Consider the following 17,517-nt stretch of genomic DNA (forward strand, 5'->3'; position numbering starts at 1 on the left):
CCTTTTGGTTGAAGCGTCAACCATTGTTCACCGAAGTGTCGCAAGGCGGTGGTCGTGCGGTGCCCGGTACCCGACGTCCAGAAGGCGGCGTACGCGCTGCACGAAGCGGTCGATCCCGCGGCCGACGTCGTCCGCGGTGGCGCGGACCAACCACCAATCGACGTCCTTCAATCGCTCGCCACGGGTGAGGTCCTTCCGGAAGGTGGCTGGATCGGTGCGGTGCAGATCGCTCTCGTACTCGATCGCCACCCGAGCAGCGAGGTAGGCGAGGTCAACGCATGCGATCCATCTGCCGTCCACGACCACGTCGTGGTTCAGGGCGGGCTCCGGGAGTCCACGGCGCACGAGCGCCAGCCGGGCCCTGGTCTCGCCCGGCGAACGTGAGCCGGGCCTGATCTCGGCGAGCGCGCGGCGGAGCTTGACGACGCCCCGGAGTCCGCGCCGCCGACTGACTGCCCGGACGAGTTCGTCGGCCGTCGCCCATCCGAGCCACCCGACGAGGGCGTCACCGGCGATGATCAGTTCGTCGAGCGTCAACATCGTGCCGAGGGCGACGAAGGTGTCCGCGGGGGTGGTCAGCCGCACACCCCGGCTCCGGGTCGCACGGACTCTGCCGTGGTGGGCGCGGTGTCCGACGGCACCTCGGACACGAAGCGCCTGATCGGCCCCGATCGTCGTGACGTGGAGTCGTGGCGTGCCCTCGAACCGGCGGGGGAGCGGGATACCGAGGATCGCGGCGGCAGTGACGTGGCTGAACACCTGGTCGGGGCGTAGTCGGGGAGCCAGTGCTCGGGCGCGTTCGTCGACCGTTCGCGGCGGAACCGCTGAGCGGATGCCGTGGAACGGGCGAACGAGATCATGCGCATCGAGGCGGCCGCGGGACACCCCTCGGTGCAGTGCGTCACGGACGCGGAACGAGGCGTCCCGCAGCGCCAACGGGAGTCGGCGTCTGGCGGTCATCTCCACATCGTGCAGCCGAGCGGGCGCGGCGGAGGTGGGTCGTGCCTCCTGTGTGGACGGCCCGCGGTGCTGGTGCCCTTGTGGAGGAGTCGCGCCGCTGCCCGAGCGGGCGGAACACCAGGGTCCTGCTGCTCGCGACCGCGGCATTTCGCCCGCTCGCGGGGGCGACCACCGGCGCGAACCGCCGCGCTGCCCGCCGAGAGTCGGCGGAGCGGTCGTGACCGGGAAGGGCGGCGTCACGATGTCGGGCCTCGGGGAGGGTGCGGCGGCCACCAGATCGGCGATGATGCGAGCGGGCGGTTTGCCAGGGTGTCGTGGCCGGGCACCCCGGCATTTCGCCCGCTCGCGGAGAAGGCCAAGCGCACGAGCGTACGCCCCGTACGCCCCGCACGCCCCGCTCGCCGCGCCGCACGCCCCGCACCGCGCGGCCGCGCCCGGCAGGCACTCGCGGGGCCCCTCAGGTGTCGGCGGCCTCCAGTAGCGTCGGAGCCATGGAATTCAGGTACCTGGGCAACTCCGGACTCAAGATCTCCGAGATCACCTACGGCAACTGGCTGACGCACGGCTCGCAGGTCGAGAACGACGTCGCCTCCCAGTGCGTGCGGGCAGCGCTCGACGCCGGCATCACCACCTTCGACACCGCGGACACGTACGCCAACACCGCAGCCGAGACCGTCCTCGGCGAAGCACTCAAGGGCGAGCGGCGTGCGGGTCTCGAGGTCTTCACCAAGGTGTACTGGCCCACCGGCCCCAAGCAGCACAACGACGTCGGACTCTCCCGCAAGCACATCTTCGAGTCGATCGACGGCTCGCTGACCCGCCTGCAGACCGACTACGTCGACCTCTACCAGGCGCACCGGTACGACCACGAGACGCCGCTCGAAGAGACCATGCAGGCCTTCGCGGACGTCGTCCGCCAGGGCAAGGCGCTCTACATCGGGGTCAGCGAGTGGAACGCCGAGCAGATCCGCGCCGGCGCTGCCCTCGCGAAGGAGCTCGGGTTCCAGCTCATCTCGAACCAGCCGCAGTACTCGATGCTGTGGCGGGTCATCGAGGGTGAGGTCGTCCCCGCCTCGAAGCAGCTCGGCCTGTCGCAGATCGTCTGGTCGCCCATCGCGCAGGGCGTGCTGACCGGCAAGTACAAGCCGGGTCAGCCGCTGCCCGAGGGCTCGCGTGCCACGGACGAGAAGGGCGGTGCGGACATGATCAAGCGGTTCATGCGCGACGAGGTCCTCGAGGCCGTGCAGCGCCTGCAGCCCGTCGCCGACCAGGCCGGCCTCACCCTCGCGCAGCTCGCGATCGCGTGGACGCTGCAGAACGACAACGTCGCCAGCGCCATCGTCGGTGCCTCGCGTCCGGAGCAGGTCACGGACAACGTCAAGGCAGCGGGCGTCACGCTCGACGCCGACGCGCTCGCAGCCATCGACGAGGCCCTGGGTGACCTCCCGGAGCGCGACGCGGCCAAGACCGTGTCCCCGGCGCAGCGTCCCGCCTGAGACGCGACCCACCATCGGACGGGAGGCCCGTGGCGACGCCGCCACGGGCCTCCCGTCCGTCGTGGACCCAGCCCACTACACGACGTACGGTGATCCTGCCGGTCCCAGTCCGCGGAACGCGTCTGACGACGCATCTGCGTGTCCCGTGTGAACAGCACGTGTCGTGGAACTGGCAGAGGCCTGGGTAAGTCCGTACCCCACCCAAACCGCAGTCCCGTTACCCCCGAATCGGGGGCATGACCCGAACTGATACCCCCGTTCTGGTGTCACCCGACACCGGTACGGTGCCGACCGTGCGACCCGGCACGGTCCGGCGCCTGCTCGCCACCGCGAGGCAACTCGCGTCGTTCGGCACGATCGGTGCCGTCTGCTTCGTCATCGACCTGGGGCTCTACAACCTGCTGCGCGCCACCGTCATGCCCGACGGTCCCATCGCCGCGAAGATCGTGTCGGCCGTCGTGTCGACCGCCGTGGCGTGGATCGGCAACCGCTTCATCACGTTCCGCGCCGAGCGCCAGACCGGCCGCCGCGAGACCGTGCGCGAGGGGCTGCTCTTCGCTGCCACGAACCTGATCGGGCTCGGCATCGCCGCGGCCTGCCTGTTCGTCTCGCACTACGTCCTCGGGTTCACCTCGACCCTCGCCGACAACGTCGCCGGCAACGGCGTCGGCCTCGTGCTCGGAACCGCCTTCCGGTTCGCCGCGTACAAAGCCCTCGTCTTCCGATCCACCGATGCTCGTCGCACGAAGGGGTTCGCCGCATGACCATCTCCGCCACGCTGCTGACGGCCGCAGGGCCGCTGCTCCAGCCGAACGAGGGAACCGCTCCGTCGAGCGTTCCGAACCGTGGGACCACCGACGTCCCGAGCGGAGGCTCCGGCGCCGTCCAGCAGGCCGCATGGTCGCTGGGCGAGTGGATCGGCTACTCCGCCCTCATCGCCATCTCCGTGCTCCTGACGATCGTCGCGCTCACCACGTTGTGGTGGATGCTGCACGCCTGGCGCTCGCGGGACGCACTGAAGTCGACGAGCTTCAGCCAGACCCCGCGCCCGGCCGCGCACCGCTTCACCCTGCTGGTGCCCGGGCGGCACGAGCAGGAGGTCATGGGCCAGACGCTCGACATGCTCGCGAAGCAGGACCACCCGGACTTCGAGATCATCGCGATCGTCGGCGAGGACGACCCGGAGACGGACGCCGTCGTGCGCGCCGCCGCCGCGCGCCACCCCGAGCTGATCCGCGTGGTCGTCGACGACACGCTGCCGAAGAACAAGCCGAAGGCGATGAACCTGGCGCTCCAGTACGCGACCGGTGACGTCGTCGGCGTGTTCGACGCCGAGGACGAGGTCTACCCGCACCTGCTGACCCTGGTGGACTCGCGGTTCCAGGAGACCGGCGCCGACGTGGTGCAAGGCGGCGTGCAGCTGATGAACTTCAAGTCCAGCTGGTGGTCCCTCCGGAACGTCCTGGAGTACTACTTCTGGTTCCGTTCGCGCCTGCACTTCCACGCCGGCTCGAAGTTCATCCCGCTCGGTGGCAACACCGTCTTCGTGACGAAGGAACGCCTCGACTGGTCGAACGGCTGGGACGCGCACTGCCTCGCCGAGGACTGCGAGCTCGGTGTCCGCCTGTCCGCCGACGGCGCGAAGGTCGTCGTCGCCTACAGCCCCGAGGCCGTCACCCGCGAGGAGACCCCGCCGACCTTCGCCTCCCTGCTCAAGCAGCGGACGCGCTGGAACCAGGGCTTCCTGCAGGTGCTCGGCAAGGGGGAGTGGAAGAAGCTGCCCTCGTTCCGCCAGCGCTTCTTCGCGCGCTACATGCTGACCATGCCGTTCATCCAAGCGGCCACCGGTCTGCTCATCCCGCTGAGCGTCCTGATGATCCTGTTCGTCAAGGTGCCGACGGCGATCGCCCTGGTGTCGTTCATCCCGGTGGCACCGACGCTCATGCTGCTGGCCGTCGAGGTCGTGGGCCTCAACGAGTTCGGTCGCATCTACAAGGAGAAGGTCCGCTTCCGGGACTACGTGAAGCTCGTGCTCGGTCTCGTGCCGTACCAGGTCTTCCTCGCCGCAGCGGCCGTCCGGGCCGTCGTCCGCCACGCCAAGGGGCAGAACGGCTGGGAGAAGACGGAGCACACGGGCCAGCACCGGAACGCCGAGCAGCCGGCCGAGGTCGTCGGCTTCGCGTCGGACCTGAGCAACGCCGGCGTCACGGACGGTTCGTCGGCCGCGGCGGGCTCTGCCGCTGGTTCCGCGTCCGCCGGTTCCGCATCCGCCGGTTCCGCCGGTTCCGCCGGTTCCGCTGGCTCCGCTGGCACCGCTTCCGAGCGTGAGCTCGCCGGCACGACCACCGGAGGGACCCGATGAGCGCCAGCATCACCAACACCACCGGCATCCCGATCCGCGGTGCCGTCGCCGGGGACCACGCCGGCATCAGCGCCTGGTTCCGCCGACACGCTGCGAGCCTGACCTGGCTGCTGCCGGTCGTCGCGATCACCGTCATCGTTCAGGCGTGGAACATGTCCGGCACCCCGCAGCGGATCGACGACGAAGGCACGTACACCGCGCAGGCCTGGGCGATCATGCACCTCGGCGAGATCACGCACTACACCTACTGGTACGACCACCCGCCGCTCGGCTGGATCCAGATCGCCGGCTACACCGGTCTGACCGGGGCGTTCGCGCGCTACCCGTTCGCCGTCGAGGCCGGCCGCGAGGCGATGGTCTTCTTCTCCGCCGTCTCGAGCATCCTGCTGTTCGTCCTGGCCCGCCGCCTCGGTGCCGGCCGGATCACCGCGGCCGCAGCCGGTCTCGTCTTCGCGCTGTCGCCGCTCGCCCTGCAGTACCACCGCACGGTCTACATCGACAACGTCGCGACGCCGTGGCTGCTCGCCGCGTTCGTCCTCGTGCTCAGCCGTCGCCAGCAGCTCGCCGGGTTCGCCGGAGCAGCTGCGTGCCTCGGCATCGCGGTGCTCTCCAAGGAGACGTACCTGCTCGCCCTGCCGTTCCTCGTCTGGATGGCGGTCCGCCGTGCCGACAGGAGCACCCGCCGGTACACGCTGAGCGTCGCCGGGGCCGTCCTCGTCATCATCGGCGGCGGGTACCTGCTGCTCGCCGCAGTCAAGGGCGAGTTGTTGCCGGGCAGCGGTCGGGTCAGCCTGTTCGAGGGCATCACCTACCAGCTCGGCTCGCGCTCGGCATCGGGTTCGCTGTTCGACCCGGGAAGCCTGGCCAACGCCGCCGCGTCGCAGTGGTGGGCGCTCGACCCGGTGTTCATCGTGCTCGGCTCGGCCTCCGCGGTCGTGGGACTCTTCCTGCGCCGGGTCCGTCCGATCGCCGCGATGCTCGTCTTCCTGCTCGCGATGATGTTCCGCCCGAACGGGTACCTGCCGGTGCCGTACGTCATCATGCTCATCCCGTTCGCCGCCCTGCTGGTCGCGTACACGGCCGAGCGTGCCGTCCTGTCGATCGCCGGTCGGGTCCGTACCCGTACCCGCCTCGGCACCGGGACCCGTCGTGGCCTCGGCATCACCTGGGCCGTCACCACCGCAGTCGCACTCGTCGTGTCGGTGCCGCTCTGGGGAACACAGCTGCGCGGCTTCGTCCTGGGCAACCTCGACCTGCCGATGCAGCAGGCCGAGCAGTGGGTCGGGGACAACGTCTCGAAGTCCTCCCGACTGCTGGTGGACGACGCCATGTGGGTCGACCTCGTCGAGGACGGCTTCGCCCGGAACAACGTGGTCTGGTACTACAAGCTCGACACCGACGGAGCCGTGGAGCGCCAGTCGCCCAACGGGTGGAAGGACTCGGACTACGTCATCACGACGGACTCCATGCGGACCGGCGGCAACTCGTCATCCGACGTCCGCCAGGCGATCGAGAACTCGACGGCCGTCGCGACCTTCGGCTCCGGCGACCAGCAGGTCGAGGTCCGACGCATCCACGCCGAGGGGCGGACCGCCGCGCAGACCGCGATCACCCGGGCCAGCGACCTGCGGAAGACCATGGGCACCGAGCTGGCGTCGAACCCGGCGCTCCGGGCCGACGACGGCACCAAGTCGCAGTTCCGCGCGGGTCAGGTCGACTCGCGGGCGATGATCGCGCTCGGCCAGGTGCTCGCCGACCAGGACGTCCGCGTCGACCGGTTCACACCGCTCACGGGCGAGACCGGCCAGCCGTTCCGCACCGCCGTCCTGCACACCAGTGACGTCGCCTCGGCCGAGCGTGTGGCCGCGACCCTCGACGCGATGTCCGAGTCGTTCCGGCCGGCGTCGGTCGAGCGTGAGGGCGAGCGGCTCACCGTCACCTACACCCCGGCGGACCCGACGACGACCGCGACGAGCGCTTCGTGACGCGCGCGGCCGATGCCCGGGCCGCGCAGCGGTTCGCCGAGCGGGCGAAACACCCGGGTGCGCCGCGCGCGGACCCCGGCATTCCGCCCGCTCGCGCCGTGGCACGTGGGGGCGCTCGAGGGGCGGGGCGCGCCACCTCCACCCGCGGGTTCGCCGAGCGGGCGAAACACCCGGGTGCGTCCGGCGCGGACCCCGGTATTTCGCCCGCTCGCGGGGAGGGCTCCCGCGCCGCCCGTAACGACGCCCGCGACACCCGCGCCGCCCGCGCCACCCCGGAACCGAACACGACCAGCACCACGACCCGAAGGAGCACGACCATGACCGCACACACCCAGCGACGCCGCACCGTCGTCGTCGGCGCACTCGCAGCGACCCTCGTCGCCGCGACCGTCGGACTCGCAGCACCCCAGACCGCCACCGCCGCCACCACCACCGACGAGGGCTGGCTCCGCGTCGGCCACCTCTCGCCCGACACCAAGAGCGTCGACGTCGAGCTGTCCAGCCTGTCCGGCGGCAAGACGGTCTTCGAACTCGACGACGTCACCTACGGCCAGGTCAGCAAGTACCAGGAACTCCCGGTCGGCACCTACGTGCTGTCGATGCGGGCCTCCGACGCTCCGGACTCCACGCCGGTGATCTCCACCGACGTGCAGGTCGACAAGGGCGACGCGAGCACGGTCGTCGCCTACGGCAAGAACACCGACCTCAAGACGACGGCGTTCACCGACGACCTGCAGCAGCCGGGCGACGGCAAGGCGAAGCTCCGGCTGGTCCAGGCCGCCACCACGGCGAAGCAGGTCGACGTGAGCACCTCCGAGGGCACCGCCATCGCCGAGGGCGCGGAGTTCGGCACCGCCACCCAGTACGCCACGGTCGACTCCGGCAAGTGGACGCTCGACGTCTCCGGCAGCGGCCAGCAGGGCACCGCCAGCGTCGACCTCGCCGGCAACACCGTCTCCACCCTGTTCGTCCTCGACGACAGCAAGGGTGACCTGACGGTCGTGCCGGTGACGGACGCAGCGGCCACCGCCGCGACCCCGACCGGCGGCGTGCAGACGGGTGGCGGCGGCGCAGCCGCCGACCGCCCGATGACGGAGGCCGTCCACGCGGCCGTCGCAGCGCTCCGCTCGCTGTACCGCTGACGCCCTGGCCGGGAGGCCCGGATCACGTGCGCCGACACGCTCACGTGATCCGGGCCTCCCGGTCAGAGCCCCGCTCACCATCCACGGAAAGGCAGGCCAGCATGACCCGCAGGACCTGGATACCCGTCACCGCCGCGGCGGCGGTGGTCGTCGCCGTCGGCGTCGCGCTCATCGCAGTGCGGCCGTGGGGGCAGGACACCGCAGCCGAGAACGGCTCGGCCGCCACCCCGACCTCGACCAGCGCGCCCGACGCGGCCCGTTCCCCGGAGCAGCTCCGCACCGAGTTCCTGGACCGCTACGTGCAGGACGGCCGCGTCGTCCGCACCGACCAGGGCGACGACACCGTCAGCGAAGGGCAGGCCTACGGGCTGCTCATCGCGTTCGCGAACGGCGACCGCGACCGGTTCGGCGACATCTGGAAGTGGACGAAGACGCACATGCTGACCGACGACGACCTGCTCGCCTGGCGTTGGACGCCGGACGACGGTGTCGCCGACGAGCAGCCGGCGAGCGACGCCGACCTCGACGCCGCGCGGGCCCTGGTGCTCGCCGGAGACGCCTGGGGCGAGGACCGCTACACGGCAGCCGGCACGCGCATCGCGTCGGCGATCCTGGAGCACGAGACCGCGACCACGGAACTCGGCACGATCCTGCTGCCCGGGCCGTGGGCGGACTCCGAGCCCTACCGCTACAACGCCTCGTACGCGTCGCCGGCAGCCTTCGCGGTGCTGGCGAAGGCCACGGGCGACGACCGGTGGACCGCGCTGAACCGCGGTTCCCGAGCGGTGACGACGGCCGTGCTCGACGAGTCGCAGCTGCCGAGCGACTGGTCGCAGGTACACGCCGACGGCACCGTCGACCCGATGCCCGCGACCGGCGGGGACCAGCGCGTGCTCTACGGCTACGACGCGATGCGGACGCCCGTCCGCTACGCGGAGGCCTGCTCCGCCGACGACCGCGCCCTCGCCGGTTCGCTCGCCCCGACCCTGCGTCGGACGACGCAGCTCGCGGCCCAGCTCGACCTCGGCGGGACCGCCGTGACCGAGGACACGAACGCGCTGGCGTACACCGCCAGGGCCGCGGCGGAGCACGCAGCCGGGTCCTCCGGTGCGGCTGCCGACGACCTGGAGCGGGCCGACCGCACGGCGGCCACCACGCCGACCTACTACGGGGACGCCTGGGCCGCCCTCGGTGCGACCATGCTCACCTCGGACGTGCTCGGCGGCTGTGCGACGACGGCCGGAGGTGCATCGTGACCGGCCGGCGGTCCGCCGGGCGCGGTCCGGCGGTCCGGCGCCGTGGTGTGGTGATCGGGGCCGTCCTGGCCGCGGTCGTCCTGGGCGGCGGCGTCACGGGTGTGGCCCTCGCGTCGACCGTCGGCAGCGACGGGTCGGGTGGGCGTGCCGGCTCGGCGCCGTCGAGTCCTGCGTCGGCTGCTGCCGGGTCGGGTTCTGCCGGGGCCGGGTCGTCCGGCTCGGGCACCGAGGGGTTCCAGGACCCGGCAGCGCCCGCTGCCCGTTCCTCGGCGACCCCCGTCAGCGTCTCGATCCCCGCGATCGGCGTGCAGTCGGACCTCGAGGACCTGCACCGCGGCTCCGCCGGTGAGCTCGACCCGCCCGTCGACTGGGACAGTGCGGGCTGGTTCAGCGACGGCATCGTCCCCGGTGAGGTCGGCCCGGCCGTGATCGCCGGCCACGTGGACAGCCCGACGAGCGCCGCGGTGTTCTTCCGCCTCGACGAACTGGTCGCCGGTGACGAGATCCACGTCGCGATGTCCGACGGCACCACCCGCACCTTCACCGTCGACCGCTCGGAACGCGCCGCCAAGTCGGCGTTCCCGACGAGCGACGTCTACGGCACCACCCCGACAGCCCAACTCCGACTGATCACCTGCGACGGCGTGTTCGACACCGCCACCGGGCACTACACGGACAATCTGATCGTGTTCGCAGACCTCTCGTCGGACTGACCCACGACCGACCGATACATTCGATGTGGAGCACGAGGAGCACCATGAGCGAGACCCTGGTCATCATCCCGACCTACGACGAGGCGGAGAACGTCCGTCCCATCGTCGAGCGCACGCTCGCGGCCACCGACGACAGCGTCCACGTGCTCGTCGTCGACGACAACTCGCCCGACGGCACCGGTGACATCGCCGACGCGATCGCGAGCGAGAGCGACCGGGTGCACGTGATGCACCGCACGGTGAAGGACGGCCTCGGCGGCGCGTACCTGTCCGGCTTCGCGTGGGGCCTCGAGCACGGGTACGCCAAGCTCGTCGAGATGGACGCCGACGGCTCGCACCACCCCGAGTACCTGCCGTGGATGCTCGAGCTCGCGGACACGAACGACCTGGTGCTCGGGTCCCGCTGGATCAAGGGCGGGAAGGTGGAGAACTGGCCCTGGTACCGCGAACTGCTGTCCCGCGGCGGCAACCTCTACACGCGCCTGGCCCTCGGCATCGCGGTCCGCGACGCCACCGGCGGGTTCCGGGTCTTCACCTCGCGGGCGTTCGAGCGGATCGACCTGGCCGGCGTTGCGTCGAAGGGCTACTGCTTCCAGGTCGACCTGTGCTGGCGCGCCCTCGAGGCCGGTCTGCGCGTCGTCGAGACCCCGATCACGTTCACCGAGCGGGAGTTCGGCGTCTCGAAGATGAGCGGCAACATCGTGCGTGAGAGCCTCGCCCTCGTGACGAAGTGGGGCATCGACCGCCGCATCCGCGAGACCCGTTCCCTGGTCAAGGACCACCGGAAGCTGCCGTCCGTGCGGAAGAACGCACACGCGGTCGCCGACCACGCCGCCTGATCCGCGGCAGCGGCGCTCGGCGTCGGCGCTCGGCGGCTGCGCTCGGCGTCGGTACCGCGAAAGCGACAGTGTCCCGCGAACCGTTCGCGGGACACTGTCGCTTTCGCGGATCGGACCCCCGTGGGCAGCCCGGACGACAGCGCAGCGACTAGCGCAGCACCACCACGCCCCGTCCGCGGAACCGCACGCAGTCCGTCGCGACCTCGGCCGCACCGAAGCGGTAGAGCTCCTCGCCGGTGGCACCGGGGACCGGCACCTCGGCAGCGTCGTCGAGGAAGTTCACCACGACGTGCACCGGAGCGACGTCGGGCCCGAGCAGCCCGCGTGTGAGCACCAGCCACCGCCGGTCCTCACTGAACCGCACGGCGTTCGCCTCGTACCGGTGGTCGACGAAGGCCTGGTCGGTGCGCCGCAGGGCGACCAGCACCCGGTAGGCACGCAGGATCGCCGCGCCCCGCTCGGAACTGACGTCGGCCCAGTCGAGCTTGGAGTTCGTGAACGTCGTCGGGTCCTGCGGGTCCGGCACGGCGGACTCGTCCCACCCGTGCTCGGCGAACTCGGCGATGCGCCCCTCGGCGGTGGCGGTGCCGAGCTCGGGCTCCGGGTGCGAGGTGAAGAACTGCCACGGCGTCGTCGCGGCGAACTCCTCGCCCATGAACAGCATGGGCGTGAAGGGCCCGAGCAGGGTCAGCGCCGCCGCGATGACGAGGCCCTCGTCGTCGAGCGTGGCTGCCAGACGATCGCCCGCCGCGCGGTTGCCGATCTGGTCGTGGTTCTGGTTCGTGACGACCAGGGCCGTCGCCGGCGAGGTGCCGCGGTCGATCGGCTGCCCGTGCCGCCGGCCACGGAACGACGACCACGTGCCGTCGTGGAAGAACCCGTGGTCGAGCACCTTCGCGAGCGCCGACAGCGGTGCGAAGTCGGCGTAGTAGCCGTTCGTCTCACCCGTCAGCGCGACGTGCACGGCGTGGTGGAAGTCGTCGGACCACTGCCCCGAGAGTCCGTACCCGGCGGCTTCACGCGGGCGGAACATCACGGGGTCGTTGAGGTCCGACTCGGCGATCAGGGACAGCGGACGACCGACGAAGGCGCCGTACGCGTCCGTCTCGTCGGCCATCTCGGCCAGCACGTGCGGTCGGGTGGTGTCGCGGATCGCGTGCACGGCGTCGAGCCGGAGCCCGTCGACGTGGTGGTCGCGGAACCACATGCGCACGTTGTCGAGGACGTACCGGCGGACCTCGGGGTGCTCCACGTTCACCGAGTCGCCCCACGTGTTCGCGAGGCCCTGCACCAGGTACGGCCCGTACAGCGGCAGGTAGTTGCCGCTCGGACCGAGGTGGTTGTAGACGACGTCCTGGATGACGCCGAGACCGAGCGAGTGCGCGGTGTCGACGAAGCGGTCGTACGCGTCCGGGCCGCCGTACGGCGCGTGCACCGCGAACCACGCGACGCCGTCGTAACCCCAGTTCCACTCGCCGTTCACACCGTTGACGGGCAGCAGTTCGACGAACTCGACTCCGAGCTCGACCAGGTGGTCGAGCTTCTGCGCGGCTGCGTCGAGGGTGCCCTCCGGCGTGTACGTGCCGACGTGCATCTCGTAGATGACGGCACCGCGGGCCGGGCGTCCGGTCCACGACTCGTCGGTCCACGCGAAGCGCGCCGGGTCGACCACTGCCGAGGTGCCGTGCACGCCGTCCGGTTGGAAGCGACTGCGGGGGTCGGGTCGGACCGCGTCGTCGTCGCCGAGGCGGAACCCGTAGCGGGCACCGACGACCGGCATGATCGCGTCGGTCGACCACCAGTCGTCGTCGCCCCGGGTCAGCGGGTACTCGACGTCGTCGACGACCAGCCGGACACGGTCCGGCTCGGGCGCCCAGACGGCGTAGCGGTCGGGTGCGGTCATGCGTGACCCTCCAGGATGTCGATCTCGGCTTGTGCGTCGGACTCGGTGGTCGCCGGGGCGGTTCCGGCGGTCGACCGGGAGGCCCGTTCCGCGTCGGACGCGTCGGTCACCGTGTCGGCGTGGCCGGGTTCCCCGACCGTGGCGGCCGGGACGAGCAGCGCGACCGGGTAGGTGGTGAGCAGGTCCGCGAGCGCGATACCCCGGCTGGCCGGGAACGACCTGCCGGTGAGCAGGTCGACCCGATCGACGGGGACGGCGTGCACGAGGGTGTCGCCCCAGCCGCCGACCCGTTCGAGGCCGATCGGCAGGCGCGTGGCGACCGTCACGGCACCACCGCGGTCGAACGCGACGACGTGGTCCGCCGCGCTGCCCGTCGCCTCGAGCGCGAGGTACCGCGTGAAGAGCTCCGGGTGGTCGCGGCGGAGACGGAGCGCACGCGCGGTCACGAGGAGCTTCGCAGCGCCGTCGATCCCGATCGCGGGCAGGTCCTCGGGGCCGTCGTCGTCCGGGCCGTCGATCTCGGCGAGGACGTGGCGCCGTTCGGCGTAGTCCACCGCACGGCGGTTGTCGGGGTCGACGAGGGAACGGTCCCAGAACTCGGTGCCCTGGTAGACGTCGGGGACGCCGGGCGCCGTGAGCTGCACGAGCTTCTGCGCGAGCCCGTTCGACCACCCGGCCGCGTCGATCCGCTCGTCGAGGGCATCGAGCACGGCCACCACCGCGGGCTCGTCGAACGCCGCGTCGACGAGCGCGTGCATGCGCTCCTCGAACGCCGTGTCCGGCTCGGTCCAGGTCGTGCTGTCGCCGGCTTCGCGCGACGCCTTCTCGGCGTACGCGTGCAGCCGCTCGCGACTCGCGGGCCGGGCACCGACGATGGCCTGCCAGAGCAGGTCCGCGAACACGCGGTCCTCGAGCGGGACGAGGGACTGCAACCGGTCGAGGGTGTCGGCCCACTCGCTGCCGAGTTCGGCCAGGACTGCGATGCGTGCCCGGGTGTCCTCGCTGCGCTTCGTGTCGTGGGTGGTGAGCGTCGTCATGGTGTGCGGCCAGCTGCCGAGCCGGTCGCGCTGCGCCTGGTGGAAGTCGGCCACGGACACCGCGAACACGCTCGGGTCGCCGCCGACTTCGCTCAGGGACGTCAGGCGGGACGTGCGGTAGAACGCCGTGTCCTCGACGCCCTTGGCCATCACCATGCCGCTCGTCTGCTGCAGGCGGACGGCGGCGGCGTTCTCCGGGTCGACGAGCGCCGGGGCGATGCGGTCGATGACGTCGTCGAGGTCCGGGCGGGCCTCGGCGGCACGTTCGAGCGCGGCGATGAGGTGGTGCGCGCCCTCGGGCAGGTAGGTGCGGTACACGTCGAACGACGCGACGACCTCGGCGAGGGCGTCCACGAGTCGTTCGTGCGTGATCGCGTCCGCCCCGGCGGCGACCGGAGCGAGGAGGCGGGCGAGCCGCTCGACCTCGCTGCCGAGGATCCCGTCGGCGATGCCGCGGCGGGTGTCGTGCGTGAGCTGCTGCCAGTCGGCCGGTTCCGCTCCGGACGCGGCCGTCAGCGTCGGTTCGCCCGCGGGGTCGACGAGCACGCGGTCCAGGATGCCCAGGGCGTCGTACCCGGTGGTGCCGTCGACGGGCCACGAGCTCGGCAGTTCCTCGCCGGGCTCGAGGATCTTCTCGACGAGGGTGTACGCGCCGCCGGTCAGCTCGGCGAGGTCCTGCAGGTACCCGGCGGGGTCGTACAGTCCGTCCGGGTGGTCGATGCGCAGGCCGTCGACGAGGCCGTCGCGGAACCAGGCTCCGATGACACCGTGCGAGGCCGCGAAGACCTCGGGCTCCTCGACTCGGATCGCCGCGAGCGTGTTCACCGCAAAGAACCGACGGTAGTTGAGTTCGTGGTCGGCGCGCTTCCAGTGCACGAACGCGTAGTGCTGCAGCTCGTGCACTGCCTCGACCGAATCACCCGGGTGGGCGGTGCCGGGCGCGGTCGGGTAGGCGGTCTCACCGACCCGCAGCACCGGGCGTTCCGGGTCGGACGTGTCGAGCGACACGGCGTCGAGCAGCCGGTCGTCGAGGACCGGCACCCGGACCTTGCCGTCGCCGGCGTCCCAGTCGACGTCGAACGCCCACGCGACGGGGGAGCCCTGGCCGAGTTCGAGCAGGGACCACCACCACGGGTTGATCTCCGGGGTGGCGACCCCGACGTGGTTCGGGACGACGTCGACCAGCACGCCGAGGCCGACGGCGTGCGCGGCCTCGGCGAGGACCCGGAGGGCCTCGTCACCGCCGCGGTCGGTGTCGACGTGCGTGTGGTCGACGACGTCGTAGCCGTGGTTCGAGCCGGGTTCCGACTGCAGGACGGGCGACAGGTACAGCCAGTCGGCGCCGAGGTCGTGCACGTAGTCGACGAGGTCGCGTGCTGCGGCCAGGTCGAAGTCCGCGGAGACCTGCAGCCGGTACGTCGATACCGGGACGCGACGCCCGGTTCCCGGTGCGCCGGCGCTCATCGTGCGGTACCGCTCGGCGCGGTGGAGCCGGCGGGGTTCGCCGGGGTGACGGCGTCCTGCGGGGACCGGAGTTCCGGATCGCCCTCGTGGTGCTGGACCTCGACCGGCGCGGCGGAGACCTCGTGGTTCGGCTCGGCGCGGAGGACGATCATCGACCGGGCGGGGACGTCGAGCGGCGTACCGGCGTCGATGACCTCGTCGCGGGCGCCGGGCTCGGCGGTGTCGATGCGGACCGTCCACCCCGGTGCGTACTCCTCGGGCGGCAGGGTGAAGGTCACGACGTCGTCGTGGGCGTTGAAGTACGTGATGAACGCCACGTCGGTGACACGCTCACCGCGGGAGTCGCGCCCACGGATCCCGTCGCCGTTCAGGTACATGCCGACGCTCTTGCCGAAGCCGGAGTCCCAGTCCTCCGGCGACATGGCCTCGCCCTCGGGGGTGAGCCACACCACGTCGGGCAGCGGCTCGTCCTGGCCGCGGCGGACCGGGCGCCCGTTGAAGTACCGGGTGCGGCGGAACGTCGGGTGGTCGTGGCGGAGCTTCACGACGTCGGCCGTGAACTGGACGAGGTCGTCGTCCGCGGTCTCCCAGTCGATCCAGCTGAGCTCGGAGTCCTGCGCGTAGACGTTGTTGTTGCCGGACTGCGAACGGCCGAGCTCGTCACCGTGGGCGATCATCGGCACGCCCTGGCTCAGCAGCAGCGTCGCCAGGAAGTTCCGGCGTCGCTGCAGCCGCAGGGCGTTCACGGCCTCGTCGTCGGTCGGACCCTCGGCGCCGGAGTTCCAGGACCGGTTGTGGCTCTCGCCGTCGTTGTTGTCCTCGCCGTTGGCCTCGTTGTGCTTCTCGTTGTAGGCGACGAGGTCGTACAGCGTGAAGCCGTCGTGCGCGGTGATGAAGTTGATGCTCGCTTTGGGCGTGCGGCCGTCGTGCTCGTACAGGTCGGCCGAGCCGGAGATGCGGGAGGCGAACTCGCCGAGCGTGGACGACTCACCGCGCCAGAAGTCACGCACGGTGTCGCGGTACTTGCCGTTCCACTCCGACCACTGGGGCGGGAAGTTGCCGACCTGGTAGCCGCCGGGGCCGACGTCCCAGGGCTCGGCGATGAGCTTGACCTGCGACACGATCGGGTCCTGCTGCACGAGCTCGAAGAACGCGGACAGCCGGTCGACCTCGTAGAACTCGCGGGCGAGCGCCGAGGCGAGGTCGAAGCGGAAGCCGTCGACGTGCATCTCGGTCACCCAGTAGCGCAGCGAGTCGAGGATGAGCTGCAGCGAGTGCGGGTGCCCGACGTTGAGCGAGTTCCCGGTGCCCGTGTAGTCCATGTAGAACTTCTTGTCGTCGTCGACCAGGCGGTAGTACGCCGCGTTGTCGATGCCGCGGAACGACAGTGTCGGTCCGAGGTGGTTGCCCTCGGCGGTGTGGTTGTAGACGACGTCGAGCACGACCTCGATGCCGGCGCGGTGGAGTTCCCGCACCATGGTCTTGAACTCCTGCACCTGCTGCCCCTGGTCGCCCGAGGACGAGTACGAGGAGTGCGGCGCGAAGAAGCCGATGGTGTTGTAGCCCCAGTAGTTCGACAGCCCCTTGTCCTGCAGGGTGGAGTCGTTCACGAACTGGTGCACGGGCATGAGCTCGAGCGTCGTGATGCCGAGTCGCTGCAGGTGCTCGATGACCGCGGGGTGGGAGACGCCGGCGTAGGTGCCGCGCTGCTCCTCCGGCACGTCGGGGTGGGTCTCGGTGAGGCCCTTGACGTGTGCTTCGTAGATCACCGTCTCGCCGTAGGGCGTGCGCGGTGCGCGGTCGCCCTGCCAGTCGAAGAACGGGTTGATCACGACGCCCTTCATCATGTGCGCCGCGGAGTCGTCGTCGTTCGTCGAGTCCGGGTCGCCGAACGTGTACGCGAAGAGTGACTGGTCCCAGTCGATCTCGCCGCTCGTCGCCTTGGCGTAGGGGTCGAGCAGGAGCTTCGACGGGTTGCAGCGTGCACCGCTGTCGGGGTCGTACGGGCCGTGGACACGGAAGCCGTACTCCTGCCCGGGGCCGATGTTCGGCAGGTAGGCGTGCCAGACGTAGGCGTCGACCTCGACGAGGGGGATGCACTCTTCGTTGCCGTCGGTGTCGAACAGACAGAGTTCGACGCGCTCGGCGACCTCGCTGAAGAGCGCGAAGTTCGTGCCGCTTCCGTCGTAGGTCGCCCCGAGCGGGTACGGGTTGCCGGGCCAGGTGTGCAAACGGTCCTCCAGGTGATGGTCGCGCCAACATATCGGTGACGCCCGTCCGCGTCCGCAGACAAGCCCCAGCTGTGCACCCCTGCGCGCGTGGCCCGCCCTGTGGAGGAACGGACGAGTAGCGTCGCGCGC

At 71.0% G+C, this 17,517-nt stretch carries 12 protein-coding genes; 8 read left to right on the forward strand and 4 right to left on the reverse strand.

Annotated elements, in window-relative coordinates; all coding sequences use genetic code 11:
* Window positions 1-27: 27 nt before the first annotated feature.
* Complete coding sequence (locus EDF63_RS12790) at window positions 28-585, reverse strand: hypothetical protein (protein ID WP_123313403.1); 558 nt, start codon at window positions 583-585, stop codon at window positions 28-30.
* 866 nt (window positions 586-1,451) lie between these two features.
* Here EDF63_RS12790 and EDF63_RS12795 point away from each other — a divergent pair.
* The 8 genes from EDF63_RS12795 to EDF63_RS12830 all read left to right on the forward strand — a co-directional run bounded on the left by EDF63_RS12795 (window position 1,452) and on the right by EDF63_RS12830 (window position 10,753).
* A complete protein-coding gene (locus EDF63_RS12795) occupies window positions 1,452-2,456 on the forward strand; it encodes an aldo/keto reductase family protein (protein WP_123313404.1) in 1,005 nt (334 codons plus the stop codon).
* Between the two features lie 293 nt (window positions 2,457-2,749).
* Complete coding sequence (locus tag EDF63_RS12800; RefSeq protein WP_260233104.1) at window positions 2,750-3,220, forward strand: GtrA family protein; 471 nt, start codon at window positions 2,750-2,752, stop codon at window positions 3,218-3,220.
* The gene (locus EDF63_RS12805) at window positions 3,217-4,818 is read left to right on the forward strand and encodes a glycosyltransferase (RefSeq protein WP_185021413.1); all 1,602 of its coding nucleotides are present in this window, start codon (window positions 3,217-3,219) and stop codon (window positions 4,816-4,818) included. Before EDF63_RS12800 ends, EDF63_RS12805 begins: the two co-directional genes overlap by 4 nt.
* On the forward strand, window positions 4,815-6,803 hold the full coding sequence (locus EDF63_RS12810) for a glycosyltransferase family 39 protein (protein WP_123313406.1): 1,989 nt from the start codon (window positions 4,815-4,817) through the stop codon (window positions 6,801-6,803). The genes EDF63_RS12805 and EDF63_RS12810 overlap by 4 nt, the downstream gene beginning before the upstream one ends.
* 317 nt (window positions 6,804-7,120) lie before the next feature.
* Window positions 7,121-7,945 (forward strand): DUF4397 domain-containing protein, encoded by an 825-nt coding sequence (locus EDF63_RS12815; RefSeq protein ID WP_123313407.1) that lies wholly within the window; start codon window positions 7,121-7,123, stop codon window positions 7,943-7,945.
* Window positions 7,946-8,046: 101 nt separating this feature from the next.
* A complete protein-coding gene (locus EDF63_RS12820; RefSeq protein ID WP_123313408.1) occupies window positions 8,047-9,201 on the forward strand; it encodes a glycosyl hydrolase family 8 in 1,155 nt (384 codons plus the stop codon).
* Window positions 9,198-9,914 (forward strand): class F sortase, encoded by a 717-nt coding sequence (locus tag EDF63_RS18710; RefSeq protein ID WP_185021414.1) that lies wholly within the window; start codon window positions 9,198-9,200, stop codon window positions 9,912-9,914. The genes EDF63_RS12820 and EDF63_RS18710 overlap by 4 nt, the downstream gene beginning before the upstream one ends.
* A 44-nt stretch (window positions 9,915-9,958) precedes the next feature.
* Window positions 9,959-10,753, forward strand: a complete 795-nt coding sequence (locus EDF63_RS12830) for a polyprenol monophosphomannose synthase (protein ID WP_123313409.1) — start codon at window positions 9,959-9,961, stop codon at window positions 10,751-10,753.
* Window positions 10,754-10,901: 148 nt separating this feature from the next.
* Here EDF63_RS12830 and treZ read toward each other — a convergent pair whose 3' ends face one another.
* Genes treZ through glgX form a run of 3 tightly spaced genes read right to left on the reverse strand, consistent with a single transcriptional unit; the run spans window position 10,902 to window position 17,388 of the window.
* Entirely contained in the window at window positions 10,902-12,656 is a 1,755-nt protein-coding gene (gene treZ / locus EDF63_RS12835) for a malto-oligosyltrehalose trehalohydrolase (protein WP_123313410.1), read from the reverse strand.
* Window positions 12,653-15,157 (reverse strand): malto-oligosyltrehalose synthase, encoded by a 2,505-nt coding sequence (gene treY, locus EDF63_RS12840; protein ID WP_123313411.1) that lies wholly within the window; start codon window positions 15,155-15,157, stop codon window positions 12,653-12,655. Before treY ends, treZ begins: the two co-directional genes overlap by 4 nt.
* Window positions 15,154-17,388, reverse strand: coding sequence for a glycogen debranching protein GlgX (glgX, locus tag EDF63_RS12845; protein WP_123313412.1), 2,235 nt, complete (start codon window positions 17,386-17,388; stop codon window positions 15,154-15,156). The genes treY and glgX overlap by 4 nt, the downstream gene beginning before the upstream one ends.
* Window positions 17,389-17,517: the final 129 nt, after the last annotated feature.

The sequence above is a fragment of the Curtobacterium sp. JUb34 genome, from assembly GCF_003755065.1.
Lineage (GTDB): Bacteria > Actinomycetota > Actinomycetes > Actinomycetales > Microbacteriaceae > Curtobacterium.

Coding starts and splice junctions, on each gene's coding strand:
- EDF63_RS12820 (WP_123313408.1), top strand. CDS start 8,047: ATGACCCGCAGGACCTGGATACCCGTCACCGCCGCGGCGGCGGTGGTC.
- EDF63_RS12815 (WP_123313407.1), top strand. CDS start 7,121: ATGACCGCACACACCCAGCGACGCCGCACCGTCGTCGTCGGCGCACTC.
- EDF63_RS12805 (WP_185021413.1), top strand. CDS start 3,217: ATGACCATCTCCGCCACGCTGCTGACGGCCGCAGGGCCGCTGCTCCAG.
- treZ (WP_123313410.1), bottom strand. CDS start 12,656: ATGACCGCACCCGACCGCTACGCCGTCTGGGCGCCCGAGCCGGACCGT.
- EDF63_RS12830 (WP_123313409.1), top strand. CDS start 9,959: ATGAGCGAGACCCTGGTCATCATCCCGACCTACGACGAGGCGGAGAAC.
- EDF63_RS12795 (WP_123313404.1), top strand. CDS start 1,452: ATGGAATTCAGGTACCTGGGCAACTCCGGACTCAAGATCTCCGAGATC.
- EDF63_RS12810 (WP_123313406.1), top strand. CDS start 4,815: ATGAGCGCCAGCATCACCAACACCACCGGCATCCCGATCCGCGGTGCC.
- treY (WP_123313411.1), bottom strand. CDS start 15,157: ATGAGCGCCGGCGCACCGGGAACCGGGCGTCGCGTCCCGGTATCGACG.